The following is a 17,133-nucleotide window of genomic DNA, read 5'->3' as shown; positions in this document are numbered from 1 at the left end:
ATATGAAAAAACTTATAGCAGCTGTTGGACTTTTATTTGTGGGTTACCTTAGCTTCGCCCAAAAACCATATTACGAACGCATGACCAATACGGCTATGGATAAGGTTGTGATAGATTCTAAGTTTACGACAAACAAAGGTCTGAAGTGGACGTATGATTGGGGTGTTCCTTTGGAAGGTGTGATCGAGGTTTGGCGTACTACAGCAAATGGTACTTATTTCTCTTTTGTAAAAGAATGGATGGACAAGTATGTCGATAAGGAGGGAAATATTCTGAATTATTCTGCTGAAGAGTACAATATTGATCATATCAAAAACGGCAAAATATTACTCGCACTTTTCAAGGCTACAGGAGACAAGAAGTACTTAAATGCATCTCATCGTCTTTTTGCGCAGATGCAATCTCATCCACGTACGAATGAAGGTGGCTTTTGGCATAAAAAGGTATATCCAAATCAAATGTGGTTAGACGGTTTGTATATGGCACAACCTTTTTTGACCGAATACGCGGATTTGATGGACAAGCCAGAATTGTATGATGATATTGTCAACCAATTCGTGTGGATGGAAAAAAATGCTAAAGACCCCAAAACAGGACTATTGTATCATGGCTGGGATGAATCACGTAAAGAGCGATGGTCCAATCCGAAAACTGGTGTGTCACCACATTTTTGGGGAAGAGGAATGGGCTGGTTTGCGTTTGCTTTAGTGGATGTATTGGACTATTTCCCTACTTCACATCCTGGACACCCAAAGATTGTTGCTATACTTCAAAGAACGATTGAAGCTGTAGCAAAATACCAAGATCCAAAAACAGGTGTTTGGTACGATATTGTGGATCTACCTCATAGAGAAGGAAATTACCACGAAGGTTCTGCATCAAGTATGTTTACATATGCAATGGCAAAAGGCTTGCGTAAAGGTTATTTGGATAAAAAATACCTTAAGAATGTTGGAAAGGCACATGCAGGATTGTTAAAAGTATTTGTTGAAGAGGTATCACCGACACATATTAATTTAAATAAAATCGTTGCGGTTTCGGGGTTAGGAGGGAGCAAAAATTACAGAGATGGTAGTTTTGAGTATTACATGAGTGAGCCTGTCATCAGCAACGATCCAAAAGGTGTAGGGCCATTTATGCTGGCAGATATTGAATACGAAAAGTTAAAAAAGCGTACAGCAATTGGTAAATCTGCTCGTGTTACTATAGACAATTTTTACAATAATGAATACAAAGAATTCGTTCCGGGTTTAAAGAAACCTTACCATTATTTATGGGATGGTCAGGATTTTAATGGGTTTTATATTTTAGGCAATGTATTTGAGAGCTATGGAGCTACATTGTCAACTTTAAGCGATAAGCCTAATGCAGCAAATCTTAAAAATTCAGATGTATACATTATAGTAGATCCAGACAATGAAAAGGATACTCCGAATCCTAATTACATGGATACGCAGCAATCAAATGAAGTTGCCGAATGGGTAAAAAAGGGGGGAGTTCTTGTTTTATTGTTGAATGATCAAGGAAACTGTGATTTGGATAAGATCAATCTTCTGAGTACGAAATTCGGAATTAAGTTTAATGCGGATAGTCGAAACAAAGTACAAGGTCGCAATTTTGAACAAGGTGCAGTGATGCTAAGTCCTAATGAAATTTTTAAAACTACATCTAAGCTTTATTTAAAAGAAATTTCTACAATACAAGTTTTAAAACCAGCGAAAGCGCTTGTAACTGATGGTAGCGACACACTTATGGCAATAGCTAAATACGGTAAAGGAACTGTATTTGCTGTTGGAGACCCTTGGCTTTACAATGAATATGTTGATGGAAGAAAGCTGCCAAATGATTTTCAAAACTTTTCAGCGGCACACGAATTAGTGAAGTGGCTGATTAAACAAACTAGATAATGCGGATAAAGTTTCTATATAGTCTATCGGCCTGCCTGCTAATATTTTGCTCTTGCTTGGGGCAAAAAACAGCGTCAAATGAGAATAGCATTTGGGATAATATGTTGGTCTATCAATTGCCAAATGGCGGGTGGTCAAAGCATTATACAAATGGTACAGCGGTAGATTATAACAAGAAACTTTCAAAAGATATTTTAAAGATTATTCCAAAAGAAGAGCGATTAGCAACTATAGATAATAAAGCTACAACGCAAGAAATTGAAGCACTGGCGGAAGGATTTCAAAAGACCTCAAAGAAGGAATACAAACAGGCGGTAATAAGGGGTATTAATTATTTACTATCAGCGCAATACGACAATGGAGGATTTCCACAATATTTTCCAGACACAAAGGGGTATAGAAGTCAAATCACATTCAATGATAATGCAATGATTAACGTGCTTGAGCTTTTACGCAATGTAGCAAAGGCCGAAGATGTGTACGATTTTATTCCAGATGATCTCAGTGAAAAAGCTCAGCGAGCTGTTCAAAAAGGTGTCGAATGTATTTTGAAGGCACAAGTTCGTGTAGAAAATGAGTTAACGGTTTGGGCTGCCCAATATGATGAAAATTTGAGACCCGCCCAAGCGCGCAAGTTTGAGCCTGTATCTTTAGCTGCTAGTGAGTCAGTAGGTATTGTTAGATTTTTGATGAAGGAAGAACCGACTGATGAAATTGTTAAAGCTATTGAAAGTGCAATATCCTGGTTCAATAAGGTAAAAATACAAGGATTTAGATACGAAACCTCTAGTGACGCGAAAGGAAAAATAGTGAGAAGACTAGTGCCTGACGATGAGGCTGTTGTTTGGAGTCGTTTTTATGAAATTGGTACCAATAAGCCTGTATTTGGTGATCGAGATGATACTGTACATTACAATCTTGATGAAATATCCGAAGAACGAAAAAACGGATATTCTTGGTATGGGGAATGGCCAGTCAATTTGTTGAAAAACAATTACCCCAAATGGTTAAAGTCAATTAATTCTAAAAAATAAGAAATATACTAAATGAAAATCTTGTCTACTGATATACTTCAAGACATATCTACTGAAAATTTAGAACTGCCTACGTCTGTTTCATTTGAATATCCTGAGAAGGTTTTACAATTTGGAACGGGTGTCTTGTTACGTGGATTGCCTGATTATTACATCGATAAAGCAAACAAACAACGAGTGTTTCAAGGACGTGTTGCGGTCGTTAAATCAACACCAAACGGTTCTATTGATGATTTTGTAAATCAAAATGGCTTATTCACGCTTTGCAATAAGGGGATACAAGATGGGCGTGTGATTGAAGAATACGCTGTTAACAATGCTATCTCTCGTGTGATAGAAGCATCACCGGATTGGGCTGAGATTTTGAAAATTGCCGCAAGTCCTGATTTGGAAATTATCATAAGCAATACAACCGAAGTTGGAATTGTGCTAAGTGAGGATAAGGTTTCTGATAATCCACCTTCGTCATTTCCAGGCAAATTATTAGGTATTCTTTATCATCGTTATGCAGTTTTTGGTGGAGATGTATCTAAAGGCTTAGTGATCTTGCCTACAGAATTGATTACGGATAATGGCAAAAAATTAAAAGACATAGTACTGACTTTAGCTGAAAAAAATCAACTTGGCGAAGCTTTCAAAAATTGGTTGTTAGAAGCAAATGATTTCTGCAATACTTTGGTAGATCGTATAGTACCGGGCAAATTGCCGTCGAAAGATCAGGAAGTTGTAGAACAAATCCTTGGCTATAAAGATAACTTGATGATTATGGCTGAGCCATTCAGCTTATGGGCGATAGAATCGAGCTCTGATCGTGTCATCGAAAAACTTTCATTTGCACAGATAGATTCCAGTGTGCGTATCGTACCTTCTATTAACAAATATAAGGAGATAAAATTACGTTTGTTAAATGCTACACATACATTCAGTTGTGCTGCAGCGCTATTGGCAGGTTTTCAAACTGTAAAAGAAGCGATGCAAGATGATGTATTTAAGAATTATGTGAAGAACCTCATGGAAATAGAAATCGGGCCTTCTATTACAAGTGAAGAGATTCCGGCACAGGAAGTGAATGAGTTTTCTAATAGTGTGATAGATAGATTTAGTAATCCTTTCTTGGATCACCAGTGGACTGCTATTGCTATGAATTACAGTTCTAAAATCGCCATGCGATGCATTCCACTTTTAGCTAAATGGTATGCAAAGCACGATACTACACCGCATTATATGGCTTTTGGTATTGCGTCATTCCTAAAAATGCACGCTGAAAGTGAGGGTAAATCAACGGATGAACTGATTCAAGATAAAGAATTATGGGAGCAGGATTTGACTGCGTATCCTGATTTTGTAAATCAAATAAACGCCAATTTAGAAAACATGGCTAACCAAGGTGTTTTAAAAGCTATAGCACAAATCGTATAAATGAAAGCAAAAGTATTACGAATACATCCTCAGGATAATGTGCTTGTCGCACTGAAGGATTTAAGTAAAGGTGAGCAAGTGGTATATGACGGCATATCATATATTTTAAAAGAAGATATCCCCGCAAAGCATAAGTTTTTTATGCAAGATATGCAACAAGGAGAAGAGGTGCTGATGTACGGTGTGTTGGTGGGTAAAGTGCAATTTCCTGTACAGCAGGGAGTGCGAATGTCAACAGATAATACTAAGCACGCTGTAGAGCCATATGAATTTAGACCATATGCGCAAGGTGAATGGGCCGCACCTGATGTGACTAGGTTTACAAATCGTACTTTCAAAGGCTATTTGCGTGAAGATGGACGTGTGGGCACTGCGAATTATTGGCTATTTATCCCTACGGTATTTTGCGAAAACCGAAATCTCGATGTCATAAAAGAGGCTTTGTATGATGTATTGGGTTATTCAGTTACGGATAAATATAAATCATATGCAGCTGAATTGCTGAAAGCGTATCAAGAAGGAAAAGATCTTGAAAGTTCATCTCTTGAATCTTTAAACACGACAATTAATTCAAAAAATCGGGTGTTTGAAAATGTTGATGGTATCAAGTTTTTGAACCATCAGGGCGGTTGCGGAGGTATCAGACAAGATGCTGCGGTTCTTGGAAAGCTTTTGGCAGCGTATGCAGATCATCCAAATGTAGCGGGTATTACGATTCTGAGCTTAGGATGTCAAAATTTGCAATTGCAGGAATTATTAGATGAGATTAAATTAAGAAATCCTATTTTTAATAAACCATTGTACACTTTCGAACAGCAGAAGTCTGTGAGTGAGGAAGATATGGTGAAGGAGGCAATTAAGAAAACTTTTGAGGGATTAACCAATATTAATCAATTTAAACGTCAGGATGTTCCTTTAAGTAAGTTAACCTTAGGCGTGAAATGTGGCGGTAGTGATGGCTTCAGTGGCATATCTGCAAATCCTGCAGTAGGCTATGCGTCAGATTTATTGATTGCTTTGGGTGGTAAAGTCTTATTAGCCGAATTTCCAGAGCTCTGTGGAGCGGAACAAAATTTAATAGACCGAACAATTGATCCTTCTGCTTCGCAAAAGTTTATTAAACTTATGCAAGCTTACAGTGATTCTGCAGAACGTGTAGGTTCAGGGTTTCACATGAATCCTTCGCCTGGAAATATACGTGATGGACTTATTACGGATGCAATCAAAAGCAATGGTGCTGCCAAGAAAGGGGGCACATCACCTGTGGTAGATGTATTGGATTATACAGAAGAAGCTACTAAGAATGGTCTAAATCTGGTATGTACGCCTGGAAATGATGTTGAGGCGACCACTGGTAAAGCAGCTTCTGGGGCTACGTTAATTCTGTTTACAACGGGTCTTGGTACACCTACTGGTAATCCAATTTGTCCAGTTATTAAAGTCGCTACAAACAACGAACTTACTAGAAGAATGTCCGATATCATTGACATTAATACAGGACCTGTAATTGAGGGAGAGAAAACCATTGAAGAAATGGGGGAAGAGATTTTGGAATACTGTATTAAAGCAGCTAGTGGTGAGGTAACTCCGAAAGCTGTATTGTTAAATCAAGATGATTTTATCCCTTGGAAAAGAGGGGTTAGCTTATAAAATATAAACTGTTATGAGAAAATTTTTAGACGAGAATTTTTTGTTGCAAACCGCTACAGCGCAGGATTTGTACCACAACTATTCCAAAGCGATGCCGATTATTGATTACCATAATCACTTAATTCCTGAGCAGATCGCTAACAATACCCAATTTGAAAATATTACACAAGTATGGTTGCATGGAGATCACTATAAATGGCGTGCAATGCGCACAAACGGTGTAAATGAAAAATACATTACGGGTGATGCTTCGGATAAAGATAAATTCTTGAAATGGGCGGAAACTGTTCCTTTCACTATGCGAAATCCACTTTATCATTGGACGCATTTGGAATTACAGCGTTACTTCGGAATTCAGGATTTATTGAGTCCTAAAACTGCGGAAGCAATTTGGGAGCAAACATCCGAAAAATTGGCTACACCAGCATTCTCGGTTCGAGGTCTTTTGAAGATGATGAATGTGGAGGTAGTGTGTACGACCGATGATCCTATCGATAACCTGGAATTTCATCAAAAATTCGCATTAGAAAATGAATCCTTTAAGATGCTTCCTGCATTTCGTCCAGACAAAGCCATGAATTCGGATGATATACAAGCTTTAAATGCGTATATCAATCAGCTCGAAGCTGTCGTGAATAAGTCTATAGGTTCATTGCAAGATTACTTAAACGCGCTGAAAGAAAGACATGATTTCTTTGCAGCAAACGGCTGTTCTGTATCGGATCATGGTCTTGAACAAATTTATGCAGAAGATTATACTGAAGCACAAATAGCAGAGATTTTTAATAAAATTCGTTCTAATCAGAATATTTCATACCAAGAAAACCTACAGTTCAAATCAGCAATGTTGGTTTATTTTGCGGAGTGGGATCACGAAAAAGGTTGGGTACAACAATATCATTTAGGCGCATTGCGCAATAATAATGCACGTATGTTGCGCGCTAATGGACCTGATACAGGATACGATTCTATCGGCGATTTTAGCCAAGCTAGAGCATTATCTAAGTTTTTAAACCGTCTAGATAACCAAGATAAGTTGACTAAGACGATTTTATACAACCTGAATCCAGCGGATAATGAATTGATGGCTACCATGATTGGGAATTTCAATGATGGTACTGTTGCGGGTAAGGTACAATTTGGTTCAGCATGGTGGTTTTTGGATCAAAAAGACGGGATGACCAAACAAATCAATACATTATCTAACATGGGTTTATTGAGTCGTATGGTCGGTATGTTGACTGATTCAAGATCATTTTTGTCATTCCCAAGACACGAGTATTTCCGAAGAATATTGTGTGATATTTTCGGACAAGATATAGAAAATGGCGAATTACCAAACGATATAGAATGGGTAGGAAAGCTAGTTCAAGACATTAGTTACACTAACGCAAAAGAATATTTTCACTTCAAATAATAGTGAATTAACAACTTGAAACATCGGTTTTAGACAATTCTAATTTAATTAGTAAGGGCAATGATTTGCCCTTACTACTTTTCTTTTTGAAATAATTTGGGTATACTTACCTAAATTACCTGATTATGTCTTTCGAAAAATTTACCCTAAAGGATATTGCTAAAGCGCTCAATTTGTCTACTTCAACCGTTTCGAGAGCGCTCAGAGATAGTTACGAAATAAGCGAAGAAACGAAAAAAAGGGTTTTGGCTTATGCACAGCAAGTTAACTTTCAAGTCAATCCAATCGCTAGAAGTTTAAAGGAGAGGAAAAGCAATACGATTGGTGTTATAGTTAGTGAGATCTCTAATAACTTTTTTTCTCAAGTAATAGAAGGGATTGAATCTGTCGCTTATGAAAAGAATTACCAAGTTGTCATAACCCAATCACATGAATCTGCAAAACAAGAAAAATTATTGGTAGAGCATTTGTTTATGCGTTCTGTAGACGGTCTTTTGATGACTCTTTCGGCAGAATCTGACGAAACCCCTTACTTACAACAATTGGTGAATAGTGGATTCCCTATTGTTTTTTTTGACCGAGTACCTGAAAATTTTGATACGCATAAAGTAATCGCGGACAACACGAAAGGTGGCTCAGATGCGGTAGAGTTCTTAGTAAAGAAAGGATGCCGGAGAATTGCGCATATAACTGGAAATCAAAATCTCTCTACAAACCGAGAACGATTAGAAGGGTTTAAAAAAGGACTTAAATCCAATGGTTTCCCATTTGAAGAACAAGCAGTAAAATATTGCCAGCATGGTGGTGCAGACGGCAAAGAGATTGAAGATGCTATCCAAGATTTAAAAGATTATCAATATGATGGGATTTTTATCTCTGGTGATAGACTCACTACTGGTTATTTGCAGGCTTTAAATAGAATGGATAGTGCGCTGTCGCATGCACATAAAATTATCGGATTTACAAATTCCAAAGTTGTTGATATTTTTAATCCGCCAATTACAGCAGTCAAACAACCTGCTATAGAAATGGGTGAGAAAGCGGCTCGGTTGTTAATTGCACAAATTGAAGCCAAATACCCAATTGAAGATTACGAAACCATAATGCTTCCGATTGAAATTGTCGATAAGTAATTGGCATTATAGTTGCTCAAGTCTATACGTTTTTAAAGAACTTAAATAATGGGAATTAATGCCAGATAAACAAAATGTTGTATCTGGCATTTTTTGTTAATTAATTGGTTTGGAAAAAATTATTATTATCAATTCGATGTTAGTAGTTCTTTATTAAAAGTGTCAATATTGAAGAATTAATCTTTCCGATAATATCAACGTTTAATATCCAATTACCTCAACTTCTGCTAAGTGGGTGTAATTTTGACCTCCAAAGGAGTTTTTTAGATCTAGCTTGATTTTTTTCAAATACTGTGGCGCAATTTCGAAGACTTGCATATCGTCATTAAACTGTTCCATGACTTGATTAGATGCTAAAGTGATCCAAGTCGTACCATCTTGACTACCTAAAATATCAAAAGTTTTGAATCCAGTGGAATTCGCTTGTCTCTTGGTAATGCCTATTTTAGTAGCATAGAGTTCTTCTCCGAAGTCAATCTCCGCCCAATGTGGGTAATTTGGAGATCCTGCTCCATAAGGCGTATGCCAAAATGTAGTAATATTGCCATCAATGATAGCGCCTGGCGTACCGATTGACTCTCCTGTGTGAATTGTAGATACTTTTGCTGTCCATTTAGATTTAGCATGTGGTTTCTCAACTACAGCGGCATAATATAATATCGTACTACTTCCTGGTCTAAAAGTATACCCTTGGCTGTTCGTTGCCGTTAATGCCAACATGTATTCTTTAGTCAAATCGAATTGTTCGGGTTTGTATGTCAACGTGATAAAATCAGATCCTGTTGTTCCTGCTTGTATATTCACACTACTTTTATCTAAACTATACGATCCTGCGGGAAAAGGAAGGTAGGGTTCTAGCCCTCCAACTTGACGTATTCTATTTACGCTATCCAAAGCTTTTTGATCTTGAACGAATGTAATACTTAGGTCTTCAGATGGATATCCTACACCACCATAATTCACTCTAAATACGTCTTTACGTTCCTGTATTTGCGGAAATAAAACTAAGTCCTGTTGTCCATTGGCTGCTTTTTGAACACTTAGCCAAGCTTGATCGCGCGTATCATTCAACTGCTCATAGGTAGGTACATCTTCCTTGCATCCAAATAATGTAGCAATACCTAATCCTAATACAAATAATGATTTATTGATTTTTTTCATAATTTACAAAGATTAATAACCTGGGATTTGTACTAGAGCTTTATTACGGTCAATCTCCATTTGATGCCAAGGCATGAAATAGTTTTTGTCATTCCATTCTGCTCTTACAACTGCTACGACTCTAGTGTGAAATGCTGGATCACTTAATGAAGTTCCTTTTGAGGTATCCATGCCCGTAATTGCACCCCCTTGATAGTACCCTTCTTTATCGGCAACTTTCCATCTCCTCACGTCGAAGTAACGTTTTCCTTCAAAACATAATTCCAGTCTTCTTTCTAAACGAATACTTTCACGCACTTGTGCTTGAGATAGACCTGATGCTAGGGCAGGAATTCCTGCTCTTGTGCGGACTTTATTCAGATAGATTAATACATCTGGGTTATTTGGTTCAGCTTCATTTAATGCTTCTGCATAATTAAGATATAGTTCTGACAAACGTATAAGCATCGCGACCCTATTTGTCACTGTCGATGGGTTGAACCCATAATTAGGATGTAAATTCTTCCTTGCTGTGTATCCTGTTTTTGGCCAGTCACGAGGTGCACCATTTTTACCAGAATTTCCTGTCGAATAATATTCAACACGCGTCATTCCAGATTTGGCAACACCAGGTATGATTGATCCATTAAATGTGATGTAAGAATAAAATCTTGGCTCACGACCTGTATACATGGTATTAGTTCCTGATACATAATATTTAGTTGTTGTATTTACATATGTATTTTCATTGTAACTACCACTTTGATTGATCGCTTGGCCATCAGACATGCGAAAATCATCAACTAATTCCTGTACGGCAGCCAATCCATTATATGGCGTACCTACTACAGCTCTTGGTGCAGCGTGTCGTTCCCACTGTTCTCGTTGTGTATTAGGTCTAATCCATATACCTTCTTTTTGATAGCCATCCCAAAATACATCTCTAGTAGAAAGAAACCCTGTTTCAAAAGCATTTTCTCCATTTTTTACAAATAAATCTTTTCCATTTGCAACAGCAAGATCTATAGCAGCTTTTGCTTGTGTAGCTGCAGCTTTCCAGCGGCCAGCCTCATAGGTCGGATTGATTAATTGTTTGCCATCAAGGTTTTTCCAATTTGATAAATCAGTATTTCCATTGTATAGCGGACTAGCATGGAAAAGTGTTATCTCCGATTTAACTGCTTCAGCCACCATTCTGTTTATTCGACCTAACTGTGTTCCGTCAGGCGTAGTCGTATTGGCTTGGTAGTGTTCTACAGGTAAGTCAACCATTGCTTCATCTATTAAGCCCAATACAAATGCTACACTTTCATCCCAAGAACTTCTAGGGATTTGATAATTATCAGCTGCAGCCTCATCAACATTCATTGGTAAAATGACTATTGGGCCATGCATTTTCATTACTAACCAATAATAATAAGCTCTTAGGAATCTCGCTTCTGCTTTGTACTGTTTGACAAGCGTAGCGCCATTTTCTGCCAATAGCAATTCCTCACATTTATCCACGTTATCGATGAAAATCTGACATTGTCTGATTTTATTGTAATAGTTTACATAGGATGTATTGACATTATCGGCAGAAAGCGCGCCCGAATTCTGTGCAAATTCTTGCCAATTGGATATGTCTAATTCGTCTGTAATGGCTGAAAAATAGAATGTGTAAGGTTGATCCCAAATATCAGGAATAGGTGAATATAATCCTCCCCAATAATTCTCAGTCTGTACGCGGTTAGAAAAGATTGTTTCAATATTCAATAAGTTATCCGGCTGTGCATCAAAGAATTTATCGTTGCAACTGTTGTTTATTGTTAGCGTTGCTATACCTAATAACAATGCTATTTTTAATTTCTTATATTTAAATTTCATAATATTTCTTATTTAAAATTTAGTCTTAAACCTACATTGTATACTCGTGTAATAGGATAAGCTGTACCTCTTCCGTCTCCCATTTCTGGGTCCCAAAAATCCCAATTCGAAATTGTAAATAAGTTAGTTCCATTCGTGTAAAGACGCATCTTAGCAACTCCTATGCGAGAAAGCCAAGATTTATTCTCAAAATTGTAACCAAATTCAGCTTGTTTAAGTCTTAAATAGTCGGCTCTATTAATCCACCAAGTGCTTGTGTAGTAGTTTGTTGTTACGGTTTCGTTCGTTGAAAGACGTGGATAAAGTGTTTTATGATCCGGATTGTTAGGATCCCAACGGTCTAATAGCGTAGAATACATATTACCATATGTCGCTCCTTGAGAGAATGGTGTAACAGAAAATCCACTTGAATAATTCAAGTCAACCATACCAGCACCTTGGAAGAATAGACTGATGTCAAATCCTTTGTAACCACCGCCTAAAGTAATACCGTAAGTAAGTAATGGTGTAGCACCGTATCCAATCGCTGTTTGATCATTTGAGTTAATGATTCCATCACCATTTAAATCTTTATAACGAATATCACCTACGCGTACATCTCCAGCTTGTGTCGCTGAATTAGCTATTTCTTCATCGCTTTTAAATAATCCTTGATCGATATATCCAAATCGTTGTGAAATACGATGTCCTTCACGATCTAAATATGGGAATGCCCACGGCGGCAAATTATCTTTAACTACACGGTTGGAGTTGTAATTCATTGTACTTCTTGCCATGAAAAATCCATTGGTCATTTGCTTATTATACTCGAGCGTCAAGTCAATACCTTTGTTTGCAGTCTCACCAATATTTTTATACGGTACGTTACCTGAATTGTAACCCGAAACGTATGGTATATCTAAGCCGCGCATCAAAATTCCATTACGATCTTCTTTAAATAATTCTGCGATGACTTGTAGATTATTGTTAAACAAATTGAACTCTATACCGACATTATGTCTGTAAGATGTTTCCCACGTCACATCTCCTCGTAATAAGGATTCAGCATAACCCGTATAGCCTCTTTGTGATCCAGGTAAACCAAAATTATATCCACCACCAGACTGCGTATATCTCGTTAAGAATAAAAATCTATCATTAGTATTCGAGTTACCTGAGCTACCGTAAGAATATCTAAGTTTTAAATGTTGGATGTAGTCTTTCGCAGATTCGAAGAAGGCTTCGTTTGAAACAACCCAACCTAAACCAATGGATGAAAATAATCCAAATCGGTTATTAGGAGTAAAGTTGTCAGAGCCTGAATAAGAAAAGTTGCTTTCAAATAAATACTTTCTATCATAAGCATAGGTAGCTCTACCCACTAAATTACGATTCCTATAAGGAATAGCTTCTTGATAGGTGTCAACTTCAGGACGTGCGTCAGAAAAGTCTGATTGATTAAAAAGTAGTAGACCACCAACATCATGCACACCAAATTCACGACCGTAATTTAATGAAGCTTCTGTGTATAATCTTCTTGTAGAAGATCTTTGTAGGCCGAAACTCAAATCTGGTGAGCCAGTATCTGTATTGGTTAAAATTAAATTACCCTCGGTATCTCGCCCTTCAGCAAAATAAGAAGGTAAATTTCTACTTCTTGATAACGTGGTCTGGCCAAATACATCAAATGCAAATAATCCACTGGTACTTAAACCCTGTGTAACCATATCAAGATTTTGCGTCAATCTTAGATTCGAACGTACCACATTATCATATCTGTTGTTAATACCAGATTGGGTAAGCGCTTTATATGGATTTTCTGTTGCACCTCTTACAAATGACCATGATCCGTCAGAATATTGTACTGGAACGATATGTGGTGAAGCCTGTGTTGCTAGGGCAAATATATTGTCTCTTCCGCGCGCAGGCTCATTAAAATTTTTCAAGTAGCCATTTAATCCAAAATCGATTTTGGTCTTAGAGGTGACATTGACAGTTAAATTACTCGTGAAATTAAAGCGATTTTCTTTAAGCGCAGAGTTGTATGTCTCTATATCAGTTGTATTGAATTGTCCAGTCTCATTGTAATAACCAAGTGAAAGGTAATAATTGGCAACATCTGCACCTCCTGTTATATTCACATTAGCTCTATTATTTGTAGCGTTATTAGTAAATAATTCTTTGTACCAATCCACATTTGGGTACAAATCTGGATCTTCACCTGATCTATGCTTTTCAATTCTATCAGGATCATAAAATGCATTCTTACCACGCATTGTCAAACCTTCATTAAAAAGTTCCATAAATGTTGGGCCATCCACAAATTCCGGTAAATATGTAAATCCCGTAATGCCTTGCTGTACTTCTGCAGATATGCTAGGTTTACCCGCTTTACCTTTGCGCGTGTTGATAATTATGACACCATTTGCACCTCTAGTACCGTATACTGCTGTTGCTGTTGCATCTTTAAGTATAGTAAAGCTTTCGATATCTTCTGGGTCAATATTATTTATATCACGATCTGGTACACCGTCCACAATTAATAAGGGTGACTGTGGAGAACTTGCAAATGTTGCAACACCACGTACAAATAAATTGGCACCACCACTACCTGGACCGCCACTACGCTGAGTAGCTACTACACCCGCGAGACGGCCTGCAATCGCTGTGGATAAGTTTGCCACAGGTACTTTTAACTCAGCCCTCTTAATGGTTGATTGCGAGCCTACATTACTCGCCTTTTTTTGTGTTCCAAAACCTACAACAACTACCTCGTCTATCCCTTCGGTGTCTTCAATAAGTGTAACCGAAATATCATTTTGATCTGCTCCTACTTGAAGTTCTTGTGGTACATAGCCTACGAGTCTGAAAACTAAAGTCGAGTTTGTTGGAATTTCGACAACAAAACGCCCATTAATATCGGTTGATGTTAGAGCGTTTTTTTGGTCTTTTAGCGAGATACTCACACCTTGTAAAATGTTGCCATCAACATCCTTAACTGTTCCTGTGTATAACTTTTTCTGTTGAAACAGGAAGTGGTTTTCCATTTTTAATGAATACTCAAATGAGTAAGAATTGCTAGGTGGTAGCTGGCAAATTAGCAAAGCAACGATTGTGCCTCTACCCCACATAGGCGAAATTTTACCCATATTTGCCCAAGGGTACTTTAATGGTTTAAGTTTTTTCATAAAATAGAGTATAATTTAACTGTAATTACATTGGTTTTTAATTACATAATAGTAAATTACAAAGTAATTTTGGAATAACAATACGCAAACGATTGTTCTATTTTAACAAATTTTAACAATCGAACTTTTATTATAAGTTTTTTCGTTAAACTATTGTTGTTATAGTAAAGTTTAATTCTATTGAGTGGTAGTGTTCTTAAAATTATTTGTTAAAATCAACGGAACCCTACAACGAGCTGTTTTCTAGTGTGCTGATGTGGGGTTTTTGATTTTATGTAGTGTAAAACTCTTTCGTATATTTAAATAAAATAAACTACATTGCTCTATGAGAATATTCACAGTTTTATTATTTGCGATGCTATCAATTTTCGCTAAAGCGCAGGAAGTGAATAAGTCAAAATGGATTATTGGGCCGTCAATTGGATACCAGTACCAAGACAAGCACTTTGTCAAAGCGTCTTTATGGGGGTTGACTGATCTGGGGTACGCGAATTATTTGAGATTTGATGCGGGTGCAAATATGACTTTTGCTGATAAAAAGGCTCATTTCATCCCAGAGCTAGGTGTGACATACTATTTGAGCGCTAAGGGTGTTTGGCCATTAATAAAAGCAGAAGTAACGCCATATACGCTTACACCGAAATTGGGGTTTGGAATTTTTAATATCGTGGAATTTGCTGCGGGTTACGGATTTGAATTGAAGCAAAAAAGCAATCTTCCGCCTATAAAAGGTTTTAATTTTTCCGTGGGAATTAACATCCCATTCAATTATCATTTGCATTAGTCTTAACCTTGCTGAATGATTACATTTGTGAATTAATACAAACCATAAATGACTTCATTTAGAAATCTGCATCAACCAACAAATCGTACGATTAATATTGATCAACAGGAATATTTATTTTTTGGCGGAACAGCTTATCTTGGGCTATTAGTAAATGAAGATTACCAAAATTTGGTTTTTGAAGGGATTAAGAAGTATGGTTTAAACAACGGTACTTCTCGATCCAATAATGTGCAGCTGGGAATATATGATGAGGCAGAGAAGCATTTATCCTCTAGATTTGGATATGAAGATGCAGCTTTGTTTTCTAGCGGCTATTTAGCTGCGCAGGCTACAGTCAAAAGTCTCACCACCCGTGGCAAAGTTTATTATGCTCCAGATTCACATCCTGCTTTGTGGATTGCGGATAAACCATCAACTTTAGCCGAAGATTTCCAAGAATGGCTAGTCAAAGTTGTGGACGAGATCAACAGTTCAGCAGACACAGACTTTGTAATCATTGCAAATGCTATTGATAATCTTAGACCCGAATTGTATGATTTTACATACCTCTCTTTAATTGATTCCTCGAAGAATATTATTTTAATACTAGATGATTCGCATGGATTAGCTGTCGTAACTAAAAATGATATTGCAGCAAACGTTAGTGCTCTTTCAGGTCGTGGTAATATTCAAATTGTTGCAGTTGCTTCACTTGCAAAAGGATTGGGTACAGACGCTGGTCTTGTGCTTGGTTCTAAAGAAATCATTTCTAGTGTTAAAAAATCACCAATATTTATGGGAGCCTCACCAAGTTCGCCTGCTAGTATATATGCATTGACAAAAAGTCAAGTTATTTATGAAGAGGCATATGGGCGTTTGCAGGAGAATATTAGATATTTCGAGTCGCTTCAAAATACAAAGCTGATGCTTAGTAGTGTGCAAGGTTTTCCAGTTTTTACATCAACTGACTCTAATTTATACCGCTATCTGTACAAAAATAATATACTCATATCTAGCTTTCCATATCCATTGCCGGCTAGTCCCTTGTTAAATCGTATAGTTATATCTGCTTTGCATTCCCGAGCTGACATCCTTAAGTTATCGGAGGTTTTACATTCATATGTGCAATAATAGTTTGAAAATCAACTAAATAATTGTAGATTTGCGGACTATTTTCGATAAGGTAGGGATAAGTTATATGCTTAATCGTTTGATTATGAAAAAAATATGTTAGATAAATAAGCTAAAATATTTTTAATCATCATATAAAAACGATAATTTTGCAACCCCAAATGGGGGTAGTGGAGAAATAAATTATTACAGAATATAGATATGACTAAAGCAGAAATTATTGCAGAAATCTCTACCAAGACTGGTCTAGAGAAGGTTGATGTACAAGAAACGGTTGAGGCGTTCTTCAAAGTTGTTAAAAATGCGATGATTGAGGGTGAAAACGTGTACGTAAGAGGTTTTGGAAGTTTCGTTGTGAAAAAAAGAGCGGAAAAAACTGCGCGTAATATCTCAAAAAATACAGCTATTATTATCCCTGAGCACTTCGTGCCTAGTTTTAAACCTGCAAAAGTTTTTGTAGAAAAGGTAAAAAATGGTAATAAAGTAAAAAAATAATTTAAATT

12 protein-coding genes are annotated in these 17,133 nt (G+C 37.0%); 9 read left to right on the top strand and 3 right to left on the bottom strand.

Annotated elements, in window-relative coordinates; genetic code table 11:
• The first annotated feature begins 2 nt into the window (after positions 1-2).
• From GOQ16_RS10735 to GOQ16_RS10710, 6 genes are all read left to right on the top strand, one after another.
• On the top strand, positions 3-1,907 hold the full coding sequence (locus tag GOQ16_RS10735) for a glycoside hydrolase family 88/105 protein (RefSeq protein ID WP_160069278.1): 1,905 nt from the start codon (positions 3-5) through the stop codon (positions 1,905-1,907).
• 101 nt (positions 1,908-2,008) lie between these two features.
• A complete protein-coding gene (pelA, locus tag GOQ16_RS10730; protein WP_160069277.1) occupies positions 2,009-2,941 on the top strand; it encodes a pectate lyase in 933 nt (310 codons plus the stop codon).
• A gap of 12 nt (positions 2,942-2,953) precedes the next feature.
• Complete coding sequence (locus GOQ16_RS10725; RefSeq protein ID WP_160069276.1) at positions 2,954-4,360, top strand: tagaturonate reductase; 1,407 nt, start codon at positions 2,954-2,956, stop codon at positions 4,358-4,360.
• Positions 4,361-6,010 (top strand): UxaA family hydrolase, encoded by a 1,650-nt coding sequence (locus GOQ16_RS10720; protein ID WP_160069275.1) that lies wholly within the window; start codon positions 4,361-4,363, stop codon positions 6,008-6,010.
• 13 nt (positions 6,011-6,023) lie between these two features.
• The gene (uxaC, locus tag GOQ16_RS10715) at positions 6,024-7,427 is read left to right on the top strand and encodes a glucuronate isomerase (RefSeq protein WP_160069274.1); all 1,404 of its coding nucleotides are present in this window, start codon (positions 6,024-6,026) and stop codon (positions 7,425-7,427) included.
• A gap of 125 nt (positions 7,428-7,552) precedes the next feature.
• Positions 7,553-8,560 (top strand): LacI family DNA-binding transcriptional regulator, encoded by a 1,008-nt coding sequence (locus GOQ16_RS10710; protein WP_160069273.1) that lies wholly within the window; start codon positions 7,553-7,555, stop codon positions 8,558-8,560.
• Between the two features lie 201 nt (positions 8,561-8,761).
• Here the strand turns inward: GOQ16_RS10710 and GOQ16_RS10705 are convergent, their stop codons facing one another.
• The 3 genes from GOQ16_RS10705 to GOQ16_RS10695 are packed head-to-tail and all read right to left on the bottom strand — an operon-like array spanning position 8,762 to position 14,733.
• Complete coding sequence (locus GOQ16_RS10705; protein ID WP_160069272.1) at positions 8,762-9,721, bottom strand: discoidin domain-containing protein; 960 nt, start codon at positions 9,719-9,721, stop codon at positions 8,762-8,764.
• A 12-nt stretch (positions 9,722-9,733) separates the two neighbouring features.
• Entirely contained in the window at positions 9,734-11,566 is a 1,833-nt protein-coding gene (locus tag GOQ16_RS10700) for a RagB/SusD family nutrient uptake outer membrane protein (protein ID WP_160069271.1), read from the bottom strand.
• Positions 11,567-11,574: 8 nt separating this feature from the next.
• Positions 11,575-14,733 carry a SusC/RagA family TonB-linked outer membrane protein gene (locus GOQ16_RS10695; RefSeq protein WP_160069270.1) on the bottom strand — a complete coding sequence of 1,053 codons (3,159 nt, stop codon included), beginning with the start codon at positions 14,731-14,733 and terminating at the stop codon, positions 11,575-11,577.
• A 325-nt stretch (positions 14,734-15,058) separates the two neighbouring features.
• On the opposite strand from GOQ16_RS10695, the gene GOQ16_RS10690 reads away from it, so the two are divergent.
• The 3 genes from GOQ16_RS10690 to GOQ16_RS10680 all read left to right on the top strand — a co-directional run bounded on the left by GOQ16_RS10690 (position 15,059) and on the right by GOQ16_RS10680 (position 17,125).
• Positions 15,059-15,517, top strand: a complete 459-nt coding sequence (locus GOQ16_RS10690) for a hypothetical protein (protein WP_160069269.1) — start codon at positions 15,059-15,061, stop codon at positions 15,515-15,517.
• Positions 15,518-15,565: 48 nt separating this feature from the next.
• Positions 15,566-16,630, top strand: a complete 1,065-nt coding sequence (locus GOQ16_RS10685) for an aminotransferase class I/II-fold pyridoxal phosphate-dependent enzyme (RefSeq protein ID WP_160069268.1) — start codon at positions 15,566-15,568, stop codon at positions 16,628-16,630.
• A 201-nt stretch (positions 16,631-16,831) separates the two neighbouring features.
• Positions 16,832-17,125: an HU family DNA-binding protein gene (locus tag GOQ16_RS10680; RefSeq protein ID WP_132777778.1), complete on the top strand. Its 294-nt coding sequence runs from the start codon at positions 16,832-16,834 to the stop codon at positions 17,123-17,125.
• Positions 17,126-17,133 lie beyond the last annotated feature (8 nt).

Source organism: Sphingobacterium bovisgrunnientis (assembly GCF_009829085.1).
GTDB lineage: Bacteria > Bacteroidota > Bacteroidia > Sphingobacteriales > Sphingobacteriaceae > Sphingobacterium > Sphingobacterium bovisgrunnientis.
Note: the sequence above shows the minus strand (reverse complement) of the source record. Positions and strands in the feature narration are given on the sequence as shown.